The organism is Streptomyces sp. NH27 (assembly GCF_056859195.1).
Window position 1 is genome coordinate 1 of sequence record NZ_JACEGK010000442.1, and the last position, 6,765, is coordinate 6,765.

The 6,765-nt window shown below is 69.4% G+C and carries 7 protein-coding genes; 1 reads left to right on the top strand and 6 read right to left on the bottom strand.

Going from position 1 to position 6,765, the window contains the following annotated elements:
* From AC13HU_RS28570 to eccB, 6 genes are all read right to left on the bottom strand, one after another.
* Window positions 1-885, bottom strand: an 885-nt coding sequence (locus AC13HU_RS28570) for a WXG100 family type VII secretion target (RefSeq protein WP_483044848.1), incomplete at its 3' end; no start/stop codon positions are given.
* A gap of 50 nt (window positions 886-935) precedes the next feature.
* The gene (locus AC13HU_RS28575) at window positions 936-1,400 is read right to left on the bottom strand and encodes a hypothetical protein (protein WP_483044849.1); all 465 of its coding nucleotides are present in this window, start codon (window positions 1,398-1,400) and stop codon (window positions 936-938) included.
* 163 nt (window positions 1,401-1,563) lie between these two features.
* A complete protein-coding gene (locus AC13HU_RS28580) occupies window positions 1,564-1,857 on the bottom strand; it encodes a WXG100 family type VII secretion target (protein WP_483044850.1) in 294 nt (97 codons plus the stop codon).
* A gap of 51 nt (window positions 1,858-1,908) precedes the next feature.
* Window positions 1,909-2,247, bottom strand: a complete 339-nt coding sequence (locus AC13HU_RS28585) for a WXG100 family type VII secretion target (protein ID WP_483044851.1) — start codon at window positions 2,245-2,247, stop codon at window positions 1,909-1,911.
* Between the two features lie 166 nt (window positions 2,248-2,413).
* Entirely contained in the window at window positions 2,414-3,766 is a 1,353-nt protein-coding gene (gene mycP / locus AC13HU_RS28590) for a type VII secretion-associated serine protease mycosin (protein ID WP_483044852.1), read from the bottom strand.
* A 2-nt stretch (window positions 3,767-3,768) separates the two neighbouring features.
* On the bottom strand, window positions 3,769-5,280 hold the full coding sequence (gene eccB / locus AC13HU_RS28595; RefSeq protein WP_483044853.1) for a type VII secretion protein EccB: 1,512 nt from the start codon (window positions 5,278-5,280) through the stop codon (window positions 3,769-3,771).
* 290 nt (window positions 5,281-5,570) lie between these two features.
* Here eccB and eccE point away from each other — a divergent pair, with 290 nt between their 5' ends.
* Entirely contained in the window at window positions 5,571-6,755 is a 1,185-nt protein-coding gene (gene eccE, locus AC13HU_RS28600) for a type VII secretion protein EccE (protein ID WP_483044854.1), read from the top strand.
* Window positions 6,756-6,765: the final 10 nt, after the last annotated feature.

The window sequence follows — 6,765 nt, forward strand, 5'->3', positions numbered from 1 at the left end:
GTCCAGGTTCACCGACGTGTCGGGCGGGAAGGTGACCGGCGGGAGTCCACCGGCCGGCACGGACGGCGAACCGTCACCGCTGCCGGAGTCGAAGTCGGGCACCGCGATGTGCTGGAGGTGGACCTTCGCGGTACCGCTGGGTCCACCGGTACCGCCGGACCCACCGGTACCGCCAGTACCGCCTGTGTCACCGGGAACGTAGCTCGAACTGGCGTCCTTGCTGCCGGAGCCCGCCGGCCGCGCCGGCATGATCATGTTCGGGGTCGGCGGGAACGTCGGCTCCGGCGTCGTCTTGATGACGTTCGTCGCCATGGTGTACGCCTGGCCCAGCTTGTTCATCTGGTCCACGGCCAGCGAACGGGAGTGCTCCAGCGACGTCTCGGCGCTTTTGTACTCCGCCGCGGACGGATCGGGGTTGAACGGTCCGTACGCACCGTCGAGGTGGGTGGTGGTCACGCCGGCGGTGTCGGAGTAGTGGCCGTCCAAGCCGTTCTTCGCCCGGTAGGCGGAAACCGTGTGGTACGGAATGCTCGGCACCTGCGGCATGTCGCGCTTGACCTCGCCGAGCACCTGCCCGGCGTTCTGCATGAAGACGCTGGCGTTGGAGCTGTAGTCCGCCAGCGTCATGGTGGCGCTGGCGACGCGCGACCCCCAGTCACGAAAGGCGTCGCCGCCCTCGCCCTCCCAGTCGACCTTGCCCATGTGCGTCTGGAGGTCGGTGGCGATGGCCTCGGTCTTGGTGCTGACCTTGTCCAGCTTCTGGCCGAGCGCGATCACCTTCGCCGGGTCGGCCTGCTGGATCATCTCGAGCATCGACGCGTGGTCGAACTTCTCGAAGTCCGTGGAGGCCGAGTAGCCAATTCCCTCGTCATCATCTCGGTACATCGCTCAGGCCCCCGTCCTCGCCGTCCATGTGGTTCCCCCCGCGTGTGCGCTCATCCCGTCGACCCGGCACTGGAGTTCTGCGACCCGTCGTCCACCGGCGGCGTACTGCCGTTGTTCTGCGGTGAGTTCGGGTCGAGCTTCGGGTCGTAGTCCTTGTCGGTCGTGTCGTAGATGGCCCACATCCGACGTCGCTGTTCCTCGTCCACGTTGGCGTAGCCGTCGCGGGCGCCGGTCACCGAGATACTCATCGCCTCGATCTGGTCGGCGAGCAACTGCGAGAGGTGCTCCAGCCGGTCGTGGACCGTGCTGTAAGTGCTCATCAGCTTGGTCGACTCGCCGAAGCCGGTGCCGAGATGGCTGGCCTCGATCCGGTCGTCGCCGATCTTCTTCGGCGCCGCTTCCGAGTCGTTCAGATCCCTGAGCATCTCGTCGATACGGTTCTTGAAGGTCGTGAGCGTTTCCAGCTCCGCCTTGACGTCGGGCTTTGCCGGCCCGTCCCCGGCACGGTGCGACACCTCGAAACTCCTCCCCCGTGATTCCTACGTGTTCCGGTCGGACTCAGGCTCCGCTTGTACGTGCCGTGCCCGACCGAGGCGGCATGGGCGCAGACAACCCGGCCCGGGCGACGCGATGCGCGTCCGCCCGAAGCCGGGAAGTCCCTGCCTCAGCTGCTCCGGCTCAACTCCACCGGGCCGCGTTGCGCTTGTCGGTGTGCTGGTAGTTCTCGGCGGCCTGGTTGACCGCCGACTGCACCTTGAGCAGCGTCTCGTGCAGGTGTGCGGCGTGCTTGTTCCACTCCGCCTGCTTGGGGGCGTAAGCCTCGCGCGCCGCACCTTCCCAGGTGGCGACGACGCGGTCGACGTGCTGCTTGACGTCTTCCAGGTGGGTGGAGATGCTCTGCGCCGACGTGCCGATGCTGTCGGCGGCCGTGCTGAGGCCGGAATATGTTACGGAAATGCCCATATCGGACATGTCGTTACCTCCTTCAGAGTCAGGATGGGAGAACCCGCTGCGCCGGGACGGTCAGCCGAACGCCTTGAGGATGCTGTCGTCGGCCGTGCTGCCCTTGAGCTGCTCCAGAATGTGCTTCTGGTCCTCTTCCTGGCTGCCGAAGTCGGTGCCGGACGCGGCCAGCGCGTCACGGATGTCACCGAGAATCCGGTTCAGCGTCTTGCCGTCGTTGTTCACCTGCTCCTGAAGGTGCTGGTACGCCAGCGCCGCCTGCCCCGACCAGTGGGACTGCATCTCGACGGCGACACCGTCGAGCTTGCTCATCACACCGTGGATCTCACCCGTGACAGTGTCGATCTTGCCGGCGAGTTCCTTCAGTTCACTGGAACTGACCTTCGTTTTGTCCGACATCGTTCACCTTCCCCCATGAGTAGTTGTCGGCTCTGCGGCTCACGGGTACTGCCCGCGGCCGCCGCGACGACATCAATTCTGACGCGATGTCATCGTCATACTATCGACTCGCCTTCACTGTCCCAACTGCTCTCCCAAGCTGGGACAGGGTTGTCACAAACTCGCCTCACGCCCTGGCCGATTTGCGACGTAGATCCCGCATTGCGACTGCGCCCCCGATGAGGACCACGATCACCAGCAGGCCGGCTCCGACCACGTACGTGGCGGTTCGCCGGTCGCGCGTCTGACGGCTCTCGCCCAGCGAGAGCGCGGCCGGGACGACCCGGCTTCGGCTCTTCGCCAAGCCCTTGTCCGGAGTGGGCGCGGCACCGGGCTTCGACGCGTCGGTGACCGCGCGGACCGGGTCCACGACTCCCCAGCCGACGAAGTCGTTACGGCCGAGAGAGGTGCGCTGGGCGGTCTGCTCGATGCGCGTACTGATCTCCTGGGCGGTCCACTTGGGGTGGCTCGCCTTGATCAGGGCGGCGACCCCGACGACGTACGGCGCGGAGAAACTGGTGCCGTTGTCGACGCACTGTCCGCCGCCGGGCACCGTGGAAACCATGTCGACGCCGGGGGCGGCGACGTCCACGAAGGTCCCGGCCTGGGAGAAGTCCGCGCGCTCGTTGTTGCGGTCGGAGGCCCCGACCGCGAGGACGCCCGGGTACGCGGCCGGATACGTCGTGCCCAGGTGCCCGCCGGTCCCCGCGTTGCCTGCGGAGGCCACGACGAGGATGCCCTCGGCCACCGCGTGGGCCACCGCGTCGGCCAGCGGCTGGTAGTCGCCGGTGGTGTCCTGGGAGATGTTGATGATCTGGACATGGGCCGCGATCGCCGCGTTGATGGCGTTCACGAGCGCGGGCCGCTGGTCCTTTTGCGGATTTTCCTCTTCGTCGGTGTACTGCTTGATCGGCACGATCGTGGCCTCGGGAGCCAGCCCGACGAAGCCCGTTCCCTTGGCCGGCCGGGCGGCGATGATGCCCGCCACCTTGGTGCCGTGGCCGATGGTGTCGGTCGCGCCGTGGTCCTTCTTGCTCCCGACCACGCTGACCCCCGACGAGACGTCCACGGCCGGTTTGATCTGCGGATTCTTGATGTCGACGCCGGAGTCGACAACGGCCACCCGGACGCCCTGGCCCTTCGTGTGCTGCCACAACTGGTTGAGCTGTACCCGCTGCAGGGCCCAGGGCGTGCCCTTGATGTCCTTGGCCGGGAACGTGCACTGGCCATCGCTGTCCAGGTGCGGGCCGGCGGCTGCTTCGACCGCGGCGGGCACGGCCGCGGGCGCGAGCAGCAGGCAGGCGGCGGAGAGGGCCGCGACCGCTCCGAGCACCGCGCGCCGGGCGGAAGGCGCGGCACGAGCCACCCGGGTCGCGGACCGCCGAGGCGCGGCCGGTGCGGAAGACACGGCAGATGCGGAGGACAGGGCGGGCACGGGAGGCAGGTCGGGTGCGGCGGCAGGCGTCGCTGCGGTGTCCATGGTCATGACCCCTGCGCCTGGAGTGCGCTCTCGGTGTCCAGCGTCGGGCCCTTGGGCAGGAACGAGGACCACGTCAGCGGGATGCCCTTGGGCACTACGGAGCCGTAACCCAGCCTGATCTGGGCCTGGTTGATGTCATTGAGACCCGAGGTGGTGGCGGTCGGCGTCGGGGTGGCGGTCGCGGCGGCGGTGCTGTCGTTGTTGCGGGGAACCGCGTAGCGCAGCCCGGTGTCGGTGACGAGGTAGAGGGTGCCGTTGGTGGTGTCCTTGCCGGTGACCTCGACGTAGAGCAGTCCGGTGCCCGGGGTGACGTAGGCACTGGTGGCGCCGTCGACGACGGTGGCCGGATAGCTGCTGCCGGTCCAGACGTTCAGCTGCGGGCTGCCCTGGGCGTTGGCCGTGCCGGCCAGGACGCTGCACTCCACGGTGCCCGCGTGTGGTCCGGTCGCGGTACCGACCGCCTTCGGCTCCTGGACCGGCCAGTCGGAACCGCCGCCGGCGAAGGTCTTCGACACGCCGGCCGGCACCGCGCTGCGGACGGGCGCGGCCTGGCCGGTCTCCGCTTCCACCAGCAGAGCGGTGAAGGGGGTGGTGGGCTCCATCCCGTCCACGCCGACCACGTAGAACTCCTGGCCCGCCGCGGTGGTGGCCACGTTGACCGTGCCGACCTTGCCGTTGGCGGTCTGGCTGCCCTTCTGGGCGATGTCGGGGAACCACAGTGGGCTGCCCTGGTTGAGCGACTTCAGCCAGTCGTCGGTGACACGCCGGGGCTCCGCCGACTGGCCGAAGAGGGTGCGCTCGAGCTGGGACATGCGCTTCGCGCTGCGTGACTTCCAGTCGGGGCCGCCGAGTTGGTAGCGGGTGCCGCGTGCGTCGACCAGATACCGGGCGCCGTCGTCACCCTGCACGTAGATGACCTGACTGCCCGTCAGGCGCATTCGGGCGGACGCCTTCTCCGCGTCCTGGCCGGCCAGGATGAAGACGGCCTGGTCGGGCTCCTGGGCGCTGCCCGGCCGGTCGCACACCGCCCACTTCTTGGGCGTTCCGGCGTCCTCCGCGCTGGGCAGCCGGTCCGGCGCGTACGGGATGCCGATGGTGGCGCCGTGCGGGACCGTGCCGTCGTCCAGCACGGACTCCTTGACCTTGATGACCTTGCCCTGGTCGGGGTCGAGCAGCAGCTTGGCGGAGGCGAAGTTGAGGATGGGGTGGAGTTCCCGCTCCTTCTTGCCGTCCGGCCCGGTGTCGTTGAGGACCACGTAGCGGGTCGTGGAGTCGCTGCCCACGATGACGTACGAGCCCGGGGTGTCCCAACCGGAAGGGGCGGTCGGCTGGATCAGCCCCCAGGCGCCGAAGACCGCCAGGGCCAGACCACCGACGACGAGACTCGGCCCCAGTGCCCGCAGCGGACGCGGGGCCCCCTCCTCCGAGCCGGTCGGGCTGGGCTGGATGAAGGCCGCGACTGTGCGCTTGCGTGCGAAGTTGTAGGCGTTGAGCTGGTCCTTGCGTGAGGCCATCCCTGGCTGCTCCCCCGAAACGAAGTCAGTGCGGGCCACTACTATGCCGCGTGCGGCCCGAAGCGTTGTTCACACGGTACGGTCGTCGTACTGATTATTCAGATCCTGGTGCCGAACCGAACCGCAGGCCACCACTTCGGTGCCGCACCGGTTCGGGATCGGGGGAGGGCGAACGGGGGATGGGCACGGTGAGCGCTGTCGAACAGATGCCGCAAGGGGGCGCGGCGGGCGCCCCCCGGACCGCGCCCGCGGTGTTCCATGTCCAGCCCCGGCCAGGGCGTTTGGGCGGAGTGTGGCTGCACCAAGTGGTGCTGGTCGAGGTGGCCGTCGCTCTCGTCCTCGTCGGGTGGGCGATCAACACCGCGCTGATCGTGCCGACCGCGGTGATCGGCGCCGTCCTGGTGCTGCTGGCGGTGGTACGGCGCCGCGGGCACCCGGTCGTGGAGTGGCTGCGGACCGCGCTCGCACTGCGGCGGCGCCAGCGCGCCGCGGTCGACCCGCGCACGCTCGGCGAGGTCGAACCGGCGCTGGAGCCGGTGGTGGAGTGTGATCCGGCGCTGCACACCTACAGCTACACGGACCAGAAGCAGGACCGCACGGTCGGCATGATCGGCGACGGCACCTTCCTGACCGCCGTCATCCAGGTGCAGGCCCGCGACGAACCGCTGCGTCCGGCCAGGTCAACGCGTCCGCTGCCGCTGGAGGCGCTGTACGGCGCGCTCGACGTGGACGACATACGGCTGGAGTGCGCGCAGATCGTCCAGCACACGCATCCGTCGCCGGCCCCGCACCTGCCGCAGCAGTCGATCGCGGCGAACTCGTACGCACCGCTCCAGGCCCGGGTGGGCGCCCCCGCCGCCCGGTTGACCTGGATCGCGCTGAAGTTCGATCCCGAGTTGAGCCCCGAGGCGGTGCAGGCCCGCGGCGGCGGACTGGGCGGCTCCCAGCGGGCGTTGCTGCGGGCCGCCGACCAACTGGTGAGCCGACTGGCCGGCGCGGGCTTCGAGGTCACCGTGCTGACCGAGGCCGAACTGACGGCGGCGCTGGCGACGTCGTCCGGGGCGAACCCGATGGCCAACGCCCAGTCACACGCCGGACGTTCGGCGGCCGACAGCCGCCGGACGTCGGAGAGCACGCGGGCCTGGCGGTGCGACGACCGGTGGCACACCACGTACTGGGTGTCGCGCTGGCCGAAGCTGGGCGCGGAGGCGACCTCGGCCACGAACCTGGTGGCGCTGCTCACCTCGATGCCCGCCATGTCCAGCACCTTCAGCCTCGCGGTGACCCGGGATGCCGGAGGCTCGCCCGCGGTGTCCGCGCATATCCGGCTGACGGCCCGCAGCGAGGACGAACTCGTTTCCGCGCGGCGCCAGTTGCAGCGCGCCGCACGCGGCGTCCGAGCGGGTCTGGCCCGGCTGGACCGCGAACAGGTTCCCGGCGTCCTGGCCACTTTGCCGCTCGGAGGTACCCGCTGATGTCGAATCC